Below are 19600 nucleotides of genomic sequence, written 5' to 3'. Positions count from 1 at the left end.
TACTTCAATATTATAACTTATAAAACGATAAAAATAAACAAACCCATTTTATCGACTGTACGAATACTGTAAAATAATATTGGATGGAAAGGAGAACGCAATGATATTATTACAACTCAACAAAGTATCAAAATCGTTTGACGGCGAAACCATTTTTTCAGATGTTGATTTTGAAGTCAAAACTGGCGAACGCATTGGTATTGTCGGTCGTAATGGTGCCGGTAAATCTACGTTAATGAAACTGATTGCTGGCATCGATGAATATGACGAAGGACATATCGCAAAACAAAAAGATTTAAGCATCGGTTATCTTACTCAACAGATGACGCTAGATACAGCTAATACAGTCTTTGAAGAAATGGCTAAACCGTTTGAACATGTCCAACATCTGGAACAACAAATGAATGATGAAACAGAATGGCTCTCAGCGCACGCAGACGAATATGACACCGATACATATCAGTCACATATTGAGCGTTATGAGCTCCTATCGAATCAATTTGAACAATTAGACGGATACCAATATGAAAGCAAGATTAAGACGGTACTCCATGGATTAAACTTTACAGAAGAAGATTTTAATCATTCGATCAATGATTTTAGCGGCGGTCAAAAAACGCGTTTATCCTTAGCACAAATGTTGTTGAGTGAACCCGACCTATTACTTCTTGACGAACCGACCAACCACCTCGATATGGAAACAACCCAATGGCTGGAAGGTTATCTCAATTATTTTAAAGGCGCGATCGTCATCATCAGTCACGACCGTTATTTCCTAGATAAAATTGTTAATCAAATCTATGACGTCGCGTTAGGTGGCGTTCAACACTACAAAGGTAATTATGACCAATTCATTCAACAACGTGATCAATATTATGAAAAACGCATGCAAGAATATGAAAAACAACAAGAAGAAATTAAGCAATTAGAAACGTATGTAGAGAAAAATATCGCGCGTGCCTCAACGAGTGGAATGGCTAAGAGTCGTCGTAAAATGTTAGACAAAATCGAACGGATTGATAAACCGATGATCGATGCGCGGAGTGCTAATATACAATTCGATTTCGACCGCAATACAGGCAACGACGTCTACCATATCCGTCAACTTTCAATCGGCTATGACCAACAACCGATTACAAAACCGATTAACTTAGAAGTGACTAAAGGGGATCACATTGCAGTGATTGGACCTAATGGTATCGGTAAATCCACCTTTATTAAAACAATTGCTCAAAAAGAAACAGCGATTGACGGAGAAATTATCCCAGGTGCGAATTTACGCGTAGGTTATTACGATCAAAAACAAGCAGAATTTACCTCTAATAAAACAATTCTTGATTTTGTTTGGGATCAATATCCTGATATGAATGAAAAAGATATCCGTGCAGTGCTCGGTCGTTTCCTCTTTGTACAAGATGAAGTCAAAAAAGTGATTACAGATCTATCCGGTGGCGAAAAAGCACGACTTCAACTAGCCCTACTCATGTTAGAGCGTAATAATGTACTCATTTTAGACGAACCGACGAACCATTTAGACATCGATTCAAAAGAAATGTTGGAACAAGCATTGTCAGATTTTGATGGTACATTAATCTTTGTTTCTCACGACCGTTACTTTATCAATCAACTCGCGAATAAAGTATTTGAAATGGATGCTGAAGGTGGTGTCCTCTACCTCGGCGATTACCAATATTATATAGAGAAAAAAGAAGAACAAGCTGCATTAACTGCAAAAGCTCAAGCATCTGAAGCTGAAAATGAAAAAATTCATACTACAGAAACGAATTATGCACAGCAGAAACAACAAAAACGAGAACAACGTCAAATTGAACGTCAAATCGAACAGTGTGAACAAGAAATATCTGAATATGAGGAACGTATCGCTGAATTGGAAGAAGCGATGACTCAACCCGATGTGTTTAGTGATCCTGAAAAAGCCAATGAACTTGCGACAGAAAAAGTCAATACCGAACAGCAACTCGAACGCGTCATGACGCAATGGGAAGAATTACAAGAATCATTATCATAACCACTTATTATTACATTTGAGAAAGTAACCTTTTTAGTTACTTTCTCTTTTTTTATCTTTCATTTTCAACATAACTATACACATTGAAAAGATGTTAATCACAGCTATCCACAGAGTTATCCTAATTATCCACAAGTAAATGTACACCTTTTCCTGTAGTTAATATTCAGATATCCCACGCTATCCACATGGTTAATCACTACTTATCCACAAGTTGTGCACGAAATGTTGATAAGTACGCAAGTTCCCTATTGACATATACACGTGAACCCCTTTCCCACTAACTTTGTAAAAATATATCATTTCACACAATCGTGGATTTGTTGTGAAAAATCATAATCCTTACCCACACATGTTACTGCATAGATTTGCTTTCAATATACAAATTCTCTATACTTTAATTGAATTTATTTATATTGTTCTTTTTATTAATCACAAAGAGCACATCATGAAAGGGTTATTTTATGAATCAAGTATTATTTGTTGTTCTCATCGTCATCGGGATTACACTCGTACTGAATATTATCTTTAGCATCACTAAAAATCACCGCATGACTACACAAATTAAATCACTGTGGGATCGACAACTTCCACTCGAAAATTTTATTCGTGCAAATCACTGGTATGACAATCAATATCAAACATACAAACATCGTTATAACGAAGATGAACTCATCGATGATAAAACGTGGTCTGACTTAAATCTAGACACCGTATTTCAATATATGAATTACAACTTTACAGCTATTGGTGAAATGCGACTTTACGCAACACTGCGTAAGATGCATACAGTCGAACATCAACATTTAATCGCATCATTCAAAGAACATCGTGGATTTAGAGAAAAGGTGTCACTGATTTTAGCTAAATTAGGCAAAGCTATTTACCCTATTTTTCCTGATCAACTCACGGTTCGATCAAGCAATCCTCTATTTTTGATTGCTACCTATATTCCTATTGTCGGTGCAGTCATTGCTATTTTTGCGCATCAAATAGGATCAATCATCGTCATTGTGAGTTTTCTCTTTAATATCGTACTTTCTATCTTACTACGTCGAACTTATATCGATGATTTAAATTCTTTGTTTTATACTTCTAATGTAATTATTAGTGCCAAAAAGCTCAGTGATTTAGAAGGTGCTCCAGAAATCAATGTGAACTTTAACCATTTCATCTTCGCACGTTACTTTAGTCATTTACTCGGTCGTGTCTCTTCCAATGATGAAGCAGGCGCTTTTAATATAGCTTTCAAAGCTATTTTTAATCTCGATTATCAATTGTTCCATTTAATTCAACACAGCATTAAAAATTATGAAGATGAAGTCATGGCATGTTATGACTATGTCGCTGAAATCGATAATCACTATGCAGTAGCATTATGGCAAAAAACGTTACCTACATATTGTCATCCAGAAGTTCATGAGCAAAAAGCAATCCAGTTTGAAGGTTTAACGCATCCTTTAATCGAAGATGCAGTACCGAATGACTTAACGATTGATCAACATATTTTACTCACAGGTTCTAATGCTTCGGGTAAATCTACGTTTATGAAATCTGTGGCATTGAACTTGTTATTAGCTCAAACTGTCTACACAGCTACAGCAACATCATTTAACTATAAGCCGGGTGTCATCTACACTTCCATGGCTAATGCTGATGACGTGCTGACTGGTGATAGCTACTTTATGGCTGAGATTAAATCAATTAAACGGTTATTTCACCTTTCTACATCTCAACCGATTTATTGTTTTATTGACGAGATTTTTAAAGGGACAAATACGACTGAACGTATCGCTGCTTCTGAAGCCGTATTAAAATATTTGGATGCTAATCCATCGTATTTCGTGCTCGCTGCCACACATGATATTGAGCTTGCTTCATTGTTAGCGCAAAAATACGATAATTATCATTTCAACGAAACCATTTTAGATGATGAAATTCACTTTGATTACTTGATCAAACCAGGTAAGGCAGATACACGTAATGCAATCGAATTGCTACGGATTACTGATTTTCCAATGACGATTTATGAAAATGCAAAAGCGCTCGCTGAATCACAAGATCAATCTAAAACGTCCTCAAATTAATTGGCTTCAAATAAAAATAGGACTGAGACATAATCTAATATATCTCAGTCCTATTTCTATGTTTTATTTTTATCTTACTCAAATTAATTCGCGTTAATCATCCATGTCACACCAAACGGATCGTTGAACAAACCGTATAGCTTAGACCATGCTGTTGGAGCTAATGGAATAGCCGCTTCACAACCACCTTCGACAGCTTCATTGAAAAAGTCGATGGCTTTTTTACGTTCAGTTTCATTCTCGTAATCAAAGGTAAAGGTTACGTTTGCCCCACTATTATCTATGCGTTTATTTTTCATCGTATCACTACAGAAAAATGTTTGCCCCATAATTTCAAAGGAAGCATGAAATGTGAAATCTTCGTCTACTTGATAAGCTTCAGGTAAATACTTAAACATGTCACTGTCTCCGCCGATTCGTTTGATGTTGGTCGCACCTAAATATTTTTCATAAAAGTTTAATGCAGCTAAGCTTTTTTGAAAGTTAAAATACTGAATCGATTCCATATATGAACACCTTTTTCTTTATAAGATATCTATACTATACCCATATTATTTTACTTTCAAAGATATTCATAAAATCATTTCACCCATACTGTATTATTGATTTATCATTTCAATGTCCATGCCACTATTACCGTTTAATGTCATGTCTGCTGTCACACCAGCTTGATATAGATAATAAGCGACAGCGCCGATCATAGCTGCGTTATCCGTACATAATTTCGGGCTTGGAATGGATAAGGTAATACCCGCTTCATCACATGCGTGATTCAACACTTGTCGTAACCCTTTATTACTTGCGACACCACCGGCAACAATTAATTGATCCACGTCGTAATCTTTACAGGCTTGTACAGCTTTCCCTACAAGGACTTCTACTACACTATTTTGAAAGCTTGTCGCTACATTCGCGGGTGCTATCTCTTCGTTTTTCTGTCTTAAATTGTGCAGTTTATAAATGACAGCACTTTTCAAACCGCTGAAGCTAAAGTCATAGCTGTCTTTTTCCAACCAAACGCGAGGAAAATCATAAACGTCTTGTCCTTCTGCTGCGAGTTGGTCAACTTGAGGGCCTCCTGGATAACTCAAACCAATCGTTCTAGCCACTTTATCATAAGCTTCCCCAACTGCATCATCACGCGTTTCGCCAATGACTTCAAAGTCTAAATGATCTTTCATGTGAATTAACTCTGTATGTCCACCTGAAACGATGAGTGCCATTAAAGGAAATGTAAGCGGACGTTCTAAATGATTTGCGTATATATGACCTGCGATATGATGGACAGGAATAAGCGGTTTATCATAAGCATAAGCGAGTGCTTTCGCTGCATTAATCCCTACGAGCAATGCACCGATCAGACCTGGTCCTTCAGTAACTGCGACTGCAGTGATATCTTCCATTGTGAGACCTGCTTTTTCAAGCGCAGCATCGATGGTTGTCGTAATGCCTTCAACGTGATGTCGACTTGCGACTTCTGGCACAACGCCACCGAAACGTTTATGACTGTCAATTTGACTTAATACTTCATTTGATACGATGTCTGAACCATTTTTAATCACGCTGACACTCGTTTCATCACAACTTGATTCTATTGCTAAAATTAATACTTCATTAGTCATTTAAATTCACCCACATCACGATTGCATCCTCACCTTCACCATAATAGTTCTTTCTCTTACCTCCGTATTGGAAGCCTAAATTTGTATAGACGCGTTGTGCAATAGTATTATCTATCCGGACTTCTAAACTCATCAGTTCACATTTCACTTTCGCATATTGCATGACGTATTTTAATAATAATTGGCCTAAGCCATTACCGCGAAAATCTTCTTTAATTGCGATCGTTGTAATCTGTGCTTGATCAATGACAATCCAACAACCGACATAACCAATCACACGTTCCTGAAATTCGATAACGAAATAATGTGCGAAATGGTTCTGTTCTACTTCATGATAAAATGCATCAATGGTCCATGAACTGTCTTTAAAACTTTGGCGCTCGATATCAAAAACTTGTGGCACGTCGTCTTTGCCCATTAATCGAATGTTTAATCCTTCTTCTGTTGGTTTAACCAATTGCGTTCAGCCTCTGCTAATTTAATATAGTTTGGTACAAATGTAGCGATGTCTTCTGGTGTCTCTGCATAGGGTTGCATCGCGCTCGCCAGTGGGAGTTGCTCAATCATTTCAGCATCTAATTGACCTGACAATTTTTCAACCTCGTAGCCCACAAAAACATAGGATTGTTGCATGTCATGTAATGTATCGAGGAGTGTCTCGATAGACATGTATTGATCAGGCATGACAGTGACAAGCTCGCCAGCTTGATATTGATACACGCCAGTATAGACCGCTTCTCTACGTGCATCAAACACCGGTACTAATAAACGCTGCTCATTTTCTACAGTAGCTGCTAAAGCTTTGAGTGAAGATACACCATATAACTTCGTATTGAGTGCGTAGGCAAGCGTCTTCGCAACTGTGACCCCAATGCGTAATCCGGTATAAGAACCAGGACCTTTAGCAACCACTATGGCATCTAAATCTTTTTTCTCTATCGTTGAAGCTTCGATGACCTGTGCAATGGCAGGCATCAATTGAACGGAATGATTTTTTTTAATATTAGTATGATGTTCTGCGAGCACTGTGTTATCCGTCATCACCGCAACTGATAAAGGTTGGTTAGACGTATCAATCAGTAGATAATTCATTTAATAGAGACTCCTTTATCTGTTCATAATGTGTGCCTTGTGCTTCTAGCGTAATCTGACGTGCCGTTTCACTTTCTACTTGAATATGAATCACCATATACGTCGGAGGTAAGTAATCTTTAATAAAACGACTCCATTCAATCACTGTCACTGCTTCATCATTGAAGTACTCTTCAAAGCCTAAATCTTCATCGCTCTCTTCTAAGCGATAGCAATCCATGTGATGAAACTTAAGCGTGTCGCCGTTATACGATTTTATGATATTAAACGTCGGTGAATTAATATTACGCTTGACTCCTAAAGCCGCTCCAATCTTTTGACTTAATGTCGTTTTTCCTGCACCTAGATCCCCTTCTAGTAGCAGGACATCACCCGCGAATAGTTTAGATGCTAACGACGTACCAAATCGTTCCATCTCGTCTAAGCCATGAATTTCAATCATTTATGCTCGCCTCCTCTACGTACATTTTGCTTCAGCGTTTATATTGGACAAAGCGCGTTAGCAATTCCTTTTCGATCATAACTTCAACTTTACTTCGATCGTACATTATCGCTAACTGATTTACAGTTCCAATGTTATAAAACTTCTTATTACTATTGTACAACATGAAGCAAGTCGATAACGTTTCTATTTTAACAGACTTTATTTAAAAAAACTGCTCACATCTCTGCAACAAGATTTCGGGCTAAGAATTAAAAATCATGTGAATTAAAAGAAAATTCTTAAATATTGTTGACATCATTTGTGAACTATAGTAAATTAACTTTATCGACTTTTCAGACAATTAACACAACAACCATTCACTAACAAAGGAGCCTAATTAAAATGTTTAACTTCATAACCTTCAACGACACACAAGTACATATTTTAGACATTTTAATTATGTCCATAGGGCTGGAGCATTAGTAAGTATTTCAAATTACTAACTGTTTAAGTCCTATTTCTAGTTGAATGGGACTTAATAAGCGTCCCAATTTCAAATTGGGCGCTTTTTTTATTTTCAATTTTATGGGGGAATTAAAATGAGAAGTGACATGATCAAAAAAGGAGACCACCAAGCACCGGCAAGAAGTCTTTTACACGCCACAGGTGCTCTGAAAGATCCAACAGATATGAATAAGCCTTTCGTCGCGATTTGTAACTCTTATATCGATATTGTACCCGGGCATGTACATTTGAGAGAGCTAGCTGATATCGCAAAAGAGGCCATTCGAGAAGCAGGTGCCATCCCTTTCGAATTTAACACGATCGGCGTCGATGATGGTATCGCAATGGGACACATTGGCATGCGTTATTCTTTACCATCTCGTGAAATCATTGCAGATGCAGCAGAAACAGTGATCAATGCACATTGGTTTGACGGTGTATTTTACATTCCAAACTGTGACAAAATCACTCCCGGCATGATTCTCGCTCCGATGAGAACCAATGTTCCAGCGGTCTTTTGTTCCGGTGGACCGATGAAAGCAGGACTCTCCTCACAAGGTAAAGCACTTACTTTATCCTCTATGTTTGAAGCAGTCGGTGCTTTTAAAGACGGTTCAATGACAAAAGAAGAGTTTTTAGATATGGAACAAAACGCCTGCCCGACTTGTGGTTCATGTGCAGGAATGTTCACCGCTAACTCTATGAATTGTTTGATGGAAGTATTGGGTCTTGCCCTACCTTATAACGGTACTGCACTTGCCGTCAGCGAAGAACGTCGCGAAATGATTCGTAAAGCTGCCTTTAGACTCGTGGATAATATTAAACGTGATATTAAACCTCACGATATCGTTACAAGAGAAGCGATTGATGATGCATTCGCCTTAGATGTGGCGATGGGTGGCTCTACGAATACAGTCTTACATACGTTAGCCATCGCAAGTGAAGCAGGCATTGATTACGATTTGTCACGCATCAATGATATCGCGAAACGTACACCTTACTTATCAAAAATTGCACCAAGTTCATCTTATTCTATGCATGATGTTCATGAAGCGGGTGGCGTACCAGCGATCATTAATGAGTTGATGAAAAAAGATGTCCTCCATGCTGATCGGATCACTGTGACAGGTCAAACGTTAAGAGAAAATAATGAAGGAAAAGAAATTAAGAACGATGTCGTCATTCGCCATCTAGACAATCCTTACGATAAAGAAGGTGGCCTTTCTATCCTTTATGGTAACTTAGCTCCAAAAGGTGCCGTCATCAAAGTAGGTGGTGTAGATCCTTCTATTAAAGTATTTAAAGGTAAAGCAATTTGTTTTAATTCACACGATGAAGCAGTCGAAGCGATCGACAATCACACTGTAAGAGAAGGACATGTTGTCGTCATCCGTTATGAAGGACCTAAAGGGGGTCCAGGCATGCCAGAAATGTTGGCACCGACACCCTCTATCGTTGGTCGTGGATTAGGTAAAGATGTCGCACTCATTACGGATGGTCGTTTCTCAGGTGCCACTAGAGGTATAGCGGTAGGACATATCTCACCTGAAGCTGCTTCAGGTGGACCGATCGGACTCATCCGAGACGGTGATGAAATCACTATCGATCTCGTTGATCGCCGTTTAGAAGTCGATGTCGATGATGCGACTTTAGAAGAGAGACGCTCAACCGTAGCCCCTTTCAAAGCTAAAGTAAAATCTGGTTATCTCGCACGTTATACAGCACTCGTCACAAGCGCAAATACAGGTGGGGTCATGCAAGTCCCTGATCACCTAATCTAAGGAGTGATTAACATGGTAAAACAAAAGACAGTAACAGAGCCTGACATGTCGGTATTAATTGAAGATGTAACCTACGTTAAGTCAGAAACACTTGAAGCTGAAACAGTAGAAGCGATGCGATCTGGTTCCGAGCTCCTCGTCGAAGCCCTTATTAATGAAGATGTAGATTTTATTTTTGGCTATCCAGGCGGCGCAGTATTACCGCTCTACGATACATTTTACGATGGTAAAATCAAGCACATTTTAGCGAGACATGAACAAGGCGCAACCCATGCAGCTGAAGGTTACGCAAGAGTTTCTGGCAAGCCAGGTGTGGTCGTTGTTACAAGTGGTCCAGGGGCAACAAATACAATTACGGGCATTGCCGATGCGTATAGTGACTCCCTCCCCCTCGTTGTCTTTACAGGGCAAGTAGCAACGCCAGGTATCGGTAAGGATGCATTCCAAGAAGCAGATTTACTTTCGATGACGACGCCGATCACTAAACATAATTATCAAGTCACTGATGTGAATGAAATACCTAAGATTGTACATGAAGCATTTCATATTGCGAATACGGGTCGTAAAGGGCCTGTAGTGATTGATTTTCCAAAAGATATGGGTGTCCTATCGACAAATGCTGACGTGACAAACGACTTGGATTTACCTGGTTACGATGAGGTTCAAGCCCCTCATGCATCAGACATCGACCAATTAAAACAATACTTAGCTGCATCACAAAAACCAGTCGTATTAGCAGGTGCTGGCATCAATCATGCAAAAGCTAACGCATTGCTCAATGACTTTGTTACCCAACAACAAATTCCTGTCGTGACAACGTTACTCGGTTTAGGCGCCATTCCTTATGATCACCCCCTCTTTTTAGGTATGGGCGGCATGCATGGCTCTTATGCAAGCAATATGGCACTCACTGAATGTGATTTACTCATTAACTTTGGCAGTCGCTTTGATGACCGTTTAGCTAGTAAACCTGACGAATTTGCGCCGAACGCAACGATTGTCCATGTTGATATTGATCCTTCAGAAATTAATAAAATCGTCAATACAGATTTAGGCATCGTTGCGAATTGTAAAGATGTTCTGAGCGCGTTAATGACAGCCGAAAATCATGCGGCACAACGTGAAGATTGGGTTAAAACTTGTCATGCGAATAAAAAAGCGCAACCTTTCAGCTATGAAGCAGATGACACATTTAGCAAACCACAACGTGCGATTGAATACATCGGTGAATTAACACATGGCGATGCAATTGTCACAACAGATGTCGGACAACATCAAATGTGGGTCGCGCAATATTATCCATTTAAAACATATGGTCAACTCGTAACCAGTGGTGGTCTCGGCACGATGGGCTTCGGTATACCCGCAGCAATTGGCGCTAAGCTTGCCCACCCAGAAAAAACAGTCGTTGCTTTCGTCGGCGATGGCGGGTTCCAAATGACCAATCAAGAAATGGCGATTTTAAATGAATATGAAATTGATATTAAAATCGTGCTAGTAAATAACGGTACATTAGGCATGGTGAAACAATGGCAAGATAAATTCTTTAATCAACGTTTTTCTCATTCTGTGTTCAATGACCAACCCGACTTTTTAAAACTCGCTGCAGCGTATGGAGTGAAAGGATACTTGATCGACCAACCAGATCAATTAGAAGAGACACTTCAAGCGGCATTCAAACATGATGGTGCTGCCCTTATCGATATTCGTATCTCACCAGGAGAACCCGTCACACCAATGGTTCCAAGCGGCAAAGCAAACCACGAAATGGAGGGCTTATTATGAGACGAACGTTTAAAACACGTGTACGTGACAAAGCGGGTACGTTAAATCGGTTAACCAGTATCTTTGTGAGACGTCAATTCAACATCGTTAATATTACTGCCTCTCCAACAACGGAAGATGGCATCACTGAAATTACATTTGTAGCAGAAATTCCTGACGAACATGTATTACGGAATCTCATTTTACAAGTAAAAAAACAAATCAACATTTTAACGATTGAGGATATCACAGATAATAATACGTATAATCGAGAACTACTACTGCTTAAACTACAGACGCCCGAAGATAGAGAGACATTTGAACAAGCATTATCTCCTTACAATCAAGCCGTTACCATTTTAAAAGAAACGGATGGACAACTTTATTTACAAGCAGTAGGTGCACAAAAGTTATTGGATGCCTTACTCGATGTGCTAGCGCCCTATCAAATTAACGAATACTCACGAACAGGATCCGCTGCAGTACATTAATTTTCACAATATTAGTATTTTTAAATCATTTAGGAGGTCTTTATTATGACAACAGTTTATTACGACAAATCAGTAGAACAGGACGCATTACAAGGTAAACGTATCGCAATCGTGGGTTATGGTTCACAAGGTCATGCGCACGCACAAAACTTAAAAGATAATGGCTATGACGTAGTTATCGGTATCCGTCCAGGTCGCTCATTCGATCAAGCAAAAGAAGATGGTTTTGAAGTCTATCCTGTCGATGAAGCAGCTAAACAAGCGGATGTCATCATGGTACTCTTACCGGACGAAATCCAAGGTAACGTTTATAAAGAAGAAATCGAACCTCATTTAGAAGAAGGGAATGCACTTGCATTTGCGCATGGATTTAACATTCATTTTGATGTCATCAAACCACCTCAAAATGTAGATGTATTCCTCGTGGCACCAAAAGGACCAGGTCATCTCGTTCGTCGTACATTTGTAGAAGGCAGTGCAGTCCTTGCCCTCTTCGCAGTGGAACAAGACGCAAGTGGCAATGCTCGAAATGTTGCGCTCAGCTACGCAAAAGGTATCGGCGCTACACGTGCATGTGTCATCGAAACGTCATTCAAAGAAGAAACTGAGACAGATTTATTTGGTGAACAAGCTGTTTTATGTGGGGGCGTGACTAAATTAATCCAAAGCGGTTTTGAAACATTAGTTGAAGCTGGATACCAACCAGAGTTAGCTTACTTTGAAGTATTACATGAAATGAAACTGATTGTTGACTTAATGTACGAAGGCGGTATGGAAAACATGCGCTACTCTATTTCAAATACAGCTGAATTTGGTGATTATGTATCTGGACCACGTGTCATCACACCAGAAGTAAAAGAAAACATGAAAGCTGTATTAACAGATATCCAAAATGGAAACTTCAGTGATCGTTTCATTAAAGATAACGAAAACAACTTTGAAACATTTTATCAAATGCGTGAGGAACAACATGGTCATCAAATCGAAGAAGTGGGTCGTAATTTAAGAGAAATGATGCCATTTATCAAATCGAAGCGCATTGAAAAATAATTAAATATATAGGGGATGTTTACAATGTCAAGCCATATTCAAATTTTTGATACCACGCTACGCGACGGAGAACAAACACCTGGAGTCAGTTTCTCCTTTGATGAACGGCTTAAAATCGCTAAACAATTAGAAACTTGGGGTGTGGATGTGATAGAAGCTGGTTTTCCCGCTTCAAGTACAGGCAGTTTCAACTCTGTTCAAGCCATATCTGAAGCATTAACTACAACTGCAGTGTGTGGGCTCGCACGTTGTCATAAGAAGGATATCGATGCGGTATATGAAGCGACTAAAAACGCACAAAAACCACGTATCCACGTCTTTATTGCGACGAGTCAAATTCACTTAGAATCTAAACTTAAAATGACGCAACAAGAAGTACTTGCATCTATTAAGGAACATGTCGCATATGCGAAACAGTATTTCGATGTCGTCCAATTTTCACCTGAAGATGCAACACGGACAGAACTTCCCTTCTTGATTGAAGCAATCCAAACTGCAGTCGATGCGGGCGCGACCATCATCAATATTCCAGATACTGTAGGATTTAGTTATCCGATTGAATATGGAAGGATTTTTAAAGAAGTGATTGAAGCGGTTCAAACGGATCATGATATCACTTATAGCGCACATTGTCATGATGATCTCGGTTTAGCTGTTGCGAATAGTATGGCAGCCATTGAAAACGGCGCGACACGTATCGAAGGTACATTAAACGGCATCGGAGAGCGCGCAGGAAACACAGCGTTAGAAGAGGTCGCCTTAGGTTTATATGTCCGTCAAGATCACTATAAAAACACAACGCAACTACACTTATCTGAAACCAAACGTACTTCCGATTTAATCTCTCGCTTTGCAGGTATCCGCGTACCGAAAAATAAAGCTATCGTCGGTCAAAATGCATTTAGTCACGAATCAGGTATCCATCAAGATGGTGTACTTAAAAATCCTGAAACGTATGAAATTATGACACCTCAACTGGTCGGTGTGGAACAAAATGAATTGCCACTCGGTAAACTGTCTGGTAAACATGCCTTTGCTGAGAAGCTCAAAAGTTTAGGTTACGATATTTCATCTGAGGAACAAGTAGAACTATTTAAACAGTTCAAAGCGATTGCGGATAAGAAAAAATCAGTGTCAGACCGTGATATCCATGCCTTAATTCAAGGTACAGAACATGAACAAAATGCGATGTATCGTGTCGAAACGCTACAATTACAATTTGTTTCTGAAGGTCTACAGAGTGCAGTGGTCGTCATCAAAGATAACAATGGCACGGTCTATCAAGATTCAAGTATTGGTACGGGCTCAATTGTCGCAATATACAATGCGGTCGATCGTATTTTCAAACGCGACAGTGTGTTGTTAGATTATCGTATCGATTCTGTGACAGAAGGTCGTGACGCTCAAGCTGAAGTCCGTGTGGAATTGAACATTGAAAATTACAACGTCACTGGTATTGGAATTGACCATGATATTCTACTCGCTTCATGTAAAGCCTATGTTGAAGCACATGCGAAATATTCAGCTGCTGTCATTCACAGCGTGGAAGTTGGTGAATGAGATGACTTATCACATCGTCGCCCTTCCTGGTGATGGCATCGGACCCGAAATATTAGCAGGAACATTAGACATATTAGAAAAATTAAGCCAAACGTACCAGTTTGATTATCAACTCTCGACACATGCTTTTGGCGGTGCAGCGATCGATCAATTCGGGACACCCCTTCCTGATGATACATTAGCTGCTTGTCAATCTGCAGATGCAATTTTGCTCGGTGCTGTAGGTGGACCGAAATGGTCACATGCAGAAGTAAGACCTGAACAAGGCTTGTTAAAACTACGTAAAACACTCGGCTTGTTTGCGAATATCAGACCAACGATGGTCTCTCCTGGTACAAGCGCTTTGTCACCTTTGAAAAAAGAACTCGTTGAAGGGACAGATTTCGTTATCGTACGAGAACTAACTGGTGGCATCTACTTTGGCGAACCTAAACAGTTAGCACAACATCAAGCACTCGATTCTCTCACTTATACACGTGAAGAGATAGAACGCATCGCACATGTTGCTTTCCAACTTGCCCAAACTCGAAAATATCGTCTCACATCTGTAGATAAAGAAAATGTACTAGCATCAAGTAAATTATGGCGCAAAGTCATTGATGAAGTCAGTGAAAGTTATCCTGATGTCACTGTTGAACATTTACTTGTTGATGCATGCAGCATGCACTTGATCACACGACCTACACAATTTGACGTCATCGTAACTGAAAATTTATTTGGGGACATATTAAGTGATGAAGCATCTGTGATTCCAGGTTCCCTTGGTTTATCCCCTTCAGCGAGTTTTAGTACAGAAGGGCCTCGTCTCTATGAACCGATTCACGGATCCGCACCGAATATCGCTGGTCAAGATGTCGCAAACCCATTCGGTATGTTGCGTTCACTAGCGATGTGCCTAAGAGAAAGCTTTAATGAAAATCAAGCGGCAACAGCCTTAGAATCAATCATAGATTCATGTATTCAGTCTAGTCAAAGGACGCAAGATCTTGGTGGAACTTATCATACATCAGAATTATTCCAGATCATTCAATCAAAACTATAAAGGAGGAGATGTCGAATGGGACAAACACTATTTGATAAAGTATGGAACAAACACGTATTAACTGGCAAAGATGGTGACCCACAATTATTATATATCGACCTTCATTTGATTCATGAAGTGACGTCTCCTCAAGCATTTGAAGGACTGAGAATCAACAACAGACGGTTACGTCGACCTGATCTAACCTTTGCGACACTAGACCACAACGTGCCGACCGTCGATATTTTTAACATTAAAGATGAGATTGCTAATAAACAGATTACGACGTTGCAACAAAACGCAAAAGATTTTGGCGTTCACCTATTTGATATGGGAACGGACGAACAAGGTATCGTACATATGGTCGGACCTGAAACAGGTTTAACTCAACCCGGAAAAACCATTGTCTGTGGTGATTCACACACTGCAACGCACGGTGCATTTGGTGCCATTGCCTTTGGTATTGGTACCAGTGAAGTTGAACATGTCTTTGCGACACAAACATTATGGCAAACAAAGCCTAAAAATTTAAACATCCATGTTACTGGCAAACTACCTCAAGGCGTCTATGCCAAAGATATTATTTTATATCTGATTAATCAATATGGTGTCGATTTCGGTACAGGTTATGCACTGGAATTTTCAGGTGAAACGATTGAGAATTTATCGATGGATGCGCGTATGACAATCTGTAATATGGCGATTGAAGCTGGCGCAAAATATGGCATGATGGCCCCTGATGAAACGACATTTGCATATGTGGAAGGACGTCCTTACGCTACTCAATTTGACGCAAAGATTGATGAATGGCGCACACTTTATACAGATGAAGATGCCGTATTCGATAAAGTCATCGAATTAGATGTGACAGACCTCGAACCTCAAGTCACATGGGGTACAAGTCCAGAAATGGGTGTCAGTATCAATACGCCTTTCCCTGCGATTAAAGATGTGAATGATGAACGTGCGTATCAATATATGGGCTTAGAGCCAGGCCAAAAAGCTGAAGATATTGATCTCGGTTATGTCTTTTTAGGATCCTGTACCAATGCTCGAATCTCAGATCTCATTGAAGCTAGTCACATCGTGAAAGGTCAACACGTACATCCTAAGATCACCGCGATTGTGGTGCCAGGTTCACGCTCAGTGAAAAAAGAAGCAGAACAGCTTGGACTTGATCGCATATTTAAGGAAGCTGGATTTGAATGGAGAGAACCTGGATGTTCTATGTGTTTAGGTATGAATCCTGACCAAGTCCCTGCTGGTGTCCACTGTGCCTCAACGAATAACCGTAATTTCGAAGGAAGACAAGGTAAAGGCGCCCGCACACATCTCGTATCTCCAGCAACAGCCGCTGCAGCAGCGATCAATGGTAAATTTGTCGATGTGAGAAAGGTGGTTGTCTAAATGGAAATTAAACCGATTACAACGTATACGGGTAAAGTTGTACCCCTCTTTCACGATAATATTGATACCGACCAAATTATTCCAAAAGTGCATCTAAAGCGAATCTCAAAAACCGGTTTTGGGCCTTTCGCTTTTGATGAATGGCGTTACTTAGAAGATGGTAGTGAAAACCCTGATTTTAATCCAAATAAACCTCAGTATCGCGATGCGAGTATTCTCATTACTGGAGATAACTTTGGTTGCGGTTCAAGCCGTGAACATGCGGCATGGGCGTTGAAAGATTATGGCTTTAACATTATTATCGCTGGCAGTTATAGTGACATTTTCTACATGAACTGTACAAAAAATGCGTTATTACCGATAGTGTTAGATGAAGCTGCGAGACATCATCTTGCACAATATGAAGCAATTACAATCGATTTACCAGAACAAACCGTTTCCTCTAAAGATCAGACATTTTCATTCGATATTGATCCCACGTGGAAGCATAAATTTGTGAATGGTTTAGATGATATTGCGATTACATTGCAATACGAAAAAGAAATTGAAGCATATGAAAAAAATATAAAGGTGTGAATGTATATGTCTGTAAAAACGACGGTTTCTGTACAAGATATCGAGGAAGCCTTTTTACGACTGAAGGATATCGTGAAAGAAACCCCACTTCAAAAGGATCATTACTTATCTCAAAAATATAACTGTAATGTGTATCTTAAACGTGAAGATTTGCAGTGGGTCCGCTCATTTAAATTACGTGGTGCTTACAATGCAATAGACGTTTTACCTGACCAAGATAAAAGGAAAGGTGTCACTTGTGCAAGCGCAGGTAACCACGCGCAAGGTGTTGCTTTTACAGCGAAACGATTGGATTTAAAGGCTGTTATTTTTATGCCGATTACAACCCCACTTCAAAAAATCAATCAAGTGAAGTTTTTTGGTGATACAAATGTAGAAGTTATCCTTACTGGAGATACGTTTGATGATTGTCTGAAAGAAGCACTCGCTTATACAGCACAACATGATATGAATTTCATTGATCCGTTTAATAATGTATATACGATTGCTGGTCAAGGTACAATCGCAAAAGAAATCTTAGCACAAGCCGAGGAAGATCAAGTTGAATTTGACTATTTATTCTCTGCGATTGGGGGTGGCGGACTAATTTCAGGTATCGGTACCTATTTTGATGCGTACGCATCTCAAACCAATATTATTGGAGTAGAACCCGCAGGAGCGAGTAGTATGTATCAATCCGTCGTTGTAAACCAAAAAATTGTGACGCTACCAGAAATTGATAAATTTGTAGATGGGCTTCAGTCGCACGTGTTGGAGAATTGACCTTCGATATTGCGAAACGTGTAGTCAGCGATTACGTTCAGGTCGATGAAGGCGCGGTATGTTCAACCATTCTTGATATGTATACAAAACAAGCCATCGTTGCAGAACCTGCTGGCGCTTTAAGTGTTGCTGCGTTAGAACAATATAAGGACCAAATAAGAGGAAAAAATGTGGTTTGTGTCATCAGCGGCGGTAATAATGACATTAACCGTATGAAAGAAATCGAAGAACGCTCTTTATTGTACGAAGAAATGAAACACTATTTAATTTTAAACTTCCCACAACGACCAGGTGCATTAAGAGAGTTTGTAAATGATGTGCTCGGTCCGAATGATGATATCACGAAATTCGAGTACTTAAAAAAATCATCTCAAAATACCGGTACCGTAATCATCGGTATTCAATTAAATGACCATGATGATTTAGCGCAACTGAAAGCACGCGTTAATGAATTCGACCATAGTAATATTTATATTAATGAAAATAAAATGTTGTATTCATTGTTGATATAAAGATATAAAAAGACTCAAAGTATTGATGATACTTTGAGTCTTTTTGTTTGGGTAATTTAATTTTATTGATGATGTTTTAAAAATAGATTTTCAAATTTATCTTCTATTTTGAGACTAGTATTGTATTTATTTGAACCAATGTACTACCCTTCCCCACTTAATCTATGAATAAAATGTAGTTTTGTAATAATCAATGTTAACTTAAAATAAAACTATTAAAGAAGTTAGATTAATTTAATTGAAATCAGAAAATAATATGATATGTTATAGATAATAAATTTATTTTTTGAATACTCAATTTCAATGCAATTACGTGTTAGGAGTGTGAAGTATTGTGACAATAAGTTTAGACACTATTGTCTTAGTAATAAGTAGTGTAGCATCTATAGTACTTACTTTAATTTTAGTGAATTTAGTGGCTAGAAATAATTTTTTAAAAGTCGTATTAGCTTCTATATTTAGCTTTGTTTTTGTGATTGTTTTTTATTTAGTGCTTCACTTTATATTTATTGGTGGCAATCTGTAATAAGTATTTAATTATATTATACATATATGACACCAAACTAATTATCACAAACAATATCTATCATAACTAAAATAAAAAATCTCATTTAATACTAGGCTCCCTATTAAATTTTCCTATAAAGATACATGAGAAGAAAGGTAAGTCCCCTACCTACTACAGGCAAAAGAGCCAGAATCTAGAACCATATCGACTACTTTCCATTTAAACCTTCGGTATTATTATTTTCCTTCTCTTAAAATTAGGCATAAAAAAAGAGACCTCTCGGTCTCGGCTCATCGCATCTCTGCTTGCCTGGCAACGTCCTACTCTCGCGGAACGTAAGTCCGACTACCATGGGCGCTAAGGAGCTTAACTTCTGTGTTCGGCATGGGAACAGGTGTGACCTCCTTGCC

16 protein-coding genes, 1 rRNA gene and 1 pseudogene are annotated in these 19600 nt (G+C 39.0%); 12 read left to right on the top strand and 6 right to left on the bottom strand.

All coding sequences use genetic code 11. The features are described from left to right. Nucleotides 1-100 precede the first annotated feature (100 nt). Together APS80_RS07390 and APS80_RS07385 are read left to right on the top strand one after the other, a co-directional pair. The gene (locus APS80_RS07390; RefSeq protein ID WP_059107647.1) at nucleotides 101-2029 is read left to right on the top strand and encodes an ABC-F family ATP-binding cassette domain-containing protein; all 1929 of its coding nucleotides are present in this window, start codon (nucleotides 101-103) and stop codon (nucleotides 2027-2029) included. A gap of 464 nt (nucleotides 2030-2493) precedes the next feature. Beyond that, complete coding sequence (locus APS80_RS07385) at nucleotides 2494-4116, top strand: MutS-related protein (protein ID WP_059107646.1); 1623 nt, start codon at nucleotides 2494-2496, stop codon at nucleotides 4114-4116. An 83-nt stretch (nucleotides 4117-4199) separates the two neighbouring features. Here the strand turns inward: APS80_RS07385 and APS80_RS07380 are convergent, their stop codons facing one another. The 5 genes from APS80_RS07380 to tsaE form a co-directional block, all read right to left on the bottom strand. Next, nucleotides 4200-4622 carry a VOC family protein gene (locus APS80_RS07380; RefSeq protein ID WP_059107645.1) on the bottom strand — a complete coding sequence of 141 codons (423 nt, stop codon included), beginning with the start codon at nucleotides 4620-4622 and terminating at the stop codon, nucleotides 4200-4202. 93 nt (nucleotides 4623-4715) lie between these two features. Then, nucleotides 4716-5738 (bottom strand): tRNA (adenosine(37)-N6)-threonylcarbamoyltransferase complex transferase subunit TsaD, encoded by a 1023-nt coding sequence (tsaD, locus tag APS80_RS07375; RefSeq protein ID WP_059107644.1) that lies wholly within the window; start codon nucleotides 5736-5738, stop codon nucleotides 4716-4718. Further along, a complete protein-coding gene (rimI, locus tag APS80_RS07370; protein ID WP_059107643.1) occupies nucleotides 5731-6195 on the bottom strand; it encodes a ribosomal protein S18-alanine N-acetyltransferase in 465 nt (154 codons plus the stop codon). The genes tsaD and rimI overlap by 8 nt, the downstream gene beginning before the upstream one ends. Continuing rightward, nucleotides 6168-6830 carry a tRNA (adenosine(37)-N6)-threonylcarbamoyltransferase complex dimerization subunit type 1 TsaB gene (gene tsaB, locus APS80_RS07365; RefSeq protein ID WP_059107642.1) on the bottom strand — a complete coding sequence of 221 codons (663 nt, stop codon included), beginning with the start codon at nucleotides 6828-6830 and terminating at the stop codon, nucleotides 6168-6170. The genes rimI and tsaB overlap by 28 nt, the downstream gene beginning before the upstream one ends. Continuing rightward, nucleotides 6811-7272 (bottom strand): tRNA (adenosine(37)-N6)-threonylcarbamoyltransferase complex ATPase subunit type 1 TsaE, encoded by a 462-nt coding sequence (gene tsaE / locus APS80_RS07360; protein ID WP_059107641.1) that lies wholly within the window; start codon nucleotides 7270-7272, stop codon nucleotides 6811-6813. Before tsaE ends, tsaB begins: the two co-directional genes overlap by 20 nt. A gap of 581 nt (nucleotides 7273-7853) precedes the next feature. On the opposite strand from tsaE, the gene ilvD reads away from it, so the two are divergent. The 10 genes and pseudogenes from ilvD to APS80_RS10860 all read left to right on the top strand — a co-directional run bounded on the left by ilvD (nucleotide 7854) and on the right by APS80_RS10860 (nucleotide 19208). Beyond that, the gene (ilvD, locus tag APS80_RS07355; protein WP_059107640.1) at nucleotides 7854-9539 is read left to right on the top strand and encodes a dihydroxy-acid dehydratase; all 1686 of its coding nucleotides are present in this window, start codon (nucleotides 7854-7856) and stop codon (nucleotides 9537-9539) included. 12 nt (nucleotides 9540-9551) lie between these two features. Then, nucleotides 9552-11324 carry a biosynthetic-type acetolactate synthase large subunit gene (gene ilvB / locus APS80_RS07350; protein ID WP_059107639.1) on the top strand — a complete coding sequence of 591 codons (1773 nt, stop codon included), beginning with the start codon at nucleotides 9552-9554 and terminating at the stop codon, nucleotides 11322-11324. After that, entirely contained in the window at nucleotides 11321-11794 is a 474-nt protein-coding gene (gene ilvN, locus APS80_RS07345; RefSeq protein WP_059107638.1) for an acetolactate synthase small subunit, read from the top strand. The genes ilvB and ilvN overlap by 4 nt, the downstream gene beginning before the upstream one ends. Nucleotides 11795-11839: 45 nt before the next feature. Next, complete coding sequence (gene ilvC / locus APS80_RS07340; RefSeq protein WP_059107637.1) at nucleotides 11840-12844, top strand: ketol-acid reductoisomerase; 1005 nt, start codon at nucleotides 11840-11842, stop codon at nucleotides 12842-12844. A gap of 24 nt (nucleotides 12845-12868) precedes the next feature. Continuing rightward, nucleotides 12869-14404, top strand: a complete 1536-nt coding sequence (locus tag APS80_RS07335) for a 2-isopropylmalate synthase (RefSeq protein WP_059107636.1) — start codon at nucleotides 12869-12871, stop codon at nucleotides 14402-14404. 1 nt (nucleotide 14405) lies between these two features. Next, complete coding sequence (gene leuB / locus APS80_RS07330) at nucleotides 14406-15446, top strand: 3-isopropylmalate dehydrogenase (protein WP_059107635.1); 1041 nt, start codon at nucleotides 14406-14408, stop codon at nucleotides 15444-15446. A 15-nt stretch (nucleotides 15447-15461) separates the two neighbouring features. Next, nucleotides 15462-16832, top strand: a complete 1371-nt coding sequence (gene leuC, locus APS80_RS07325; protein ID WP_059107634.1) for a 3-isopropylmalate dehydratase large subunit — start codon at nucleotides 15462-15464, stop codon at nucleotides 16830-16832. Beyond that, nucleotides 16833-17408 carry a 3-isopropylmalate dehydratase small subunit gene (gene leuD, locus APS80_RS07320; protein WP_059107633.1) on the top strand — a complete coding sequence of 192 codons (576 nt, stop codon included), beginning with the start codon at nucleotides 16833-16835 and terminating at the stop codon, nucleotides 17406-17408. Between the two features lie 6 nt (nucleotides 17409-17414). Then, nucleotides 17415-18682, top strand: a pseudogene (gene ilvA, locus APS80_RS07315) (threonine ammonia-lyase IlvA). Nucleotides 18683-19016: 334 nt separating this feature from the next. Next, on the top strand, nucleotides 19017-19208 hold the full coding sequence (locus APS80_RS10860; RefSeq protein ID WP_103170832.1) for a hypothetical protein: 192 nt from the start codon (nucleotides 19017-19019) through the stop codon (nucleotides 19206-19208). A 289-nt stretch (nucleotides 19209-19497) separates the two neighbouring features. Here APS80_RS10860 and rrf read toward each other — a convergent pair. Continuing rightward, a 5S ribosomal RNA gene (rrf, locus tag APS80_RS07310) occupies nucleotides 19498-19600 on the bottom strand; the annotation flags it as partial.

Origin of the sequence: Staphylococcus auricularis, from assembly GCF_001500315.1 — a bacterium.
In the GTDB taxonomy this organism is placed as follows: Bacteria; Bacillota; Bacilli; order Staphylococcales; family Staphylococcaceae; genus Staphylococcus; species Staphylococcus auricularis.
The sequence above is the reverse complement of the archived record's forward strand: the minus strand, read 5'-3'. Positions and strand labels throughout refer to the sequence as shown.